Genomic DNA, 1356 nt, shown 5'->3' with positions numbered 1-1356 from the left:
GATGCTTCTAACAATATAACAATTAATAAAAACTATGAAATATTTTATACAAAGAATGGAAAGCTGTTGAAAATTACTCTGAATAATAATGGAGAGTTTGTTATTAATTGATTAAATTAGGAGTAACTAGCATTTTTAGTTACTCCTAATTTAAACTCATCCTTCCAACACTTCTTCCAGTAACTCCTCACTCGGTGCAAAATAATAAGCACCGTCAACAGGAGTTACAAAATGAAGCATGCGGCCATGGACTCCATCACCACTGGTGCCAAACATACGCAATAGCATCGAATCAATAATGCTTAAATCTTTAGTATAGGCAATAAAAATAAGTCTTGCTTATTTTACCATAGCTATAAGACAGTGGATGGACCCATAAAAGAAATAATGCTGAAGGAGTGAATTTTCTGAAGCAATGTATTAAAAATAATGCATAGGAGATAATGTGGTGGATAAGCCAAGGTATTCAAACCATGTTAGGAGAATGGCAGTAGATATAAAAATATCTAATTATATTGGAAAATTTTTGACTATTAATATTGAAAGAAAAAGAATACCAGCTGGTCTACATTTATGCAATTAAATAAAAATATAGTGTAATTGGGTACGGCAGTAAAGATGCACTGCATTGGTCACACACAGGTAGGTAAAAGTGATTTATAAAACATTGATTTTTATGTGCTTATTAATCTTAAATGCTTGCGACACTAAATATTTAGGTGAGACTGCTCATGCTAAATCGATTGAACAACAGAAAATAGAGAAGCCACAATCAGATTTATTAGCTGGTAAAATTTTGCAGAGCAGTAAAGGCGTAAAGAAAGCCTTAGATAATAAAATTTATGTATTATTAAACTCTAAAGAAGGATGTATTGTAAGTGAAAAACCAATTAATAATGATGTTGTTGTTATATATAAGGAAGATGAAAAGTTTAAATATGATATGGTGAAACCAGTATCTAAAAAAGATGATACTGATTGTGTTTCGAACTTGACTTTTGTAACTGATGAGCCTAATTATTTTTATAATATTGATAAGAAAACTAAAACGCCTCTTCGAGGTTATGGTTTTGAGTTAAGTAAAAACCAAATTATGTATAGTAATGGAAAGATTAGAGGGGTGGATCTAATTGGAAATGGTATTCCAAATATTATAACTGAATGTTTTTCACATGAAGGTTCTAATTTTAATATCTGGGGAGGTCATAATAGTGAAGAAAAACTATTGCACCGTTATACTTTCTTAGATATGGATATACAGCCATCATGTACTGAAAATGATAAAATAGTTAGTTTAGGTTTATTGGATCTAAAAGAATAATACCTTGTAAAAATTCTGTGTCAATGAAATCTTCT

General features: G+C 30.2%; 1 protein-coding gene and 1 pseudogene. One reads left to right on the top strand and one right to left on the bottom strand.

Features of this window, described 5'->3' with window-relative positions; all coding sequences use genetic code 11:
- Positions 1–156: 156 nt before the first annotated feature.
- Positions 157–333: pseudogene (locus GBI16_RS18095) on the bottom strand (peroxidase); the annotation flags it as partial.
- 319 nt (positions 334–652) lie between these two features.
- Here GBI16_RS18095 and GBI16_RS18775 point away from each other — a divergent pair.
- Entirely contained in the window at positions 653–1321 is a 669-nt protein-coding gene (locus GBI16_RS18775) for a hypothetical protein (RefSeq protein WP_171264508.1), read from the top strand.
- Positions 1322–1356 lie beyond the last annotated feature (35 nt).

Source organism: Acinetobacter sp. TUM15064 (assembly GCF_008980265.1).
Lineage (GTDB): Bacteria > Pseudomonadota > Gammaproteobacteria > Pseudomonadales > Moraxellaceae > Acinetobacter.
The sequence above is the reverse complement of the archived record's forward strand: the minus strand, read 5'-3'. Positions and strand labels throughout refer to the sequence as shown.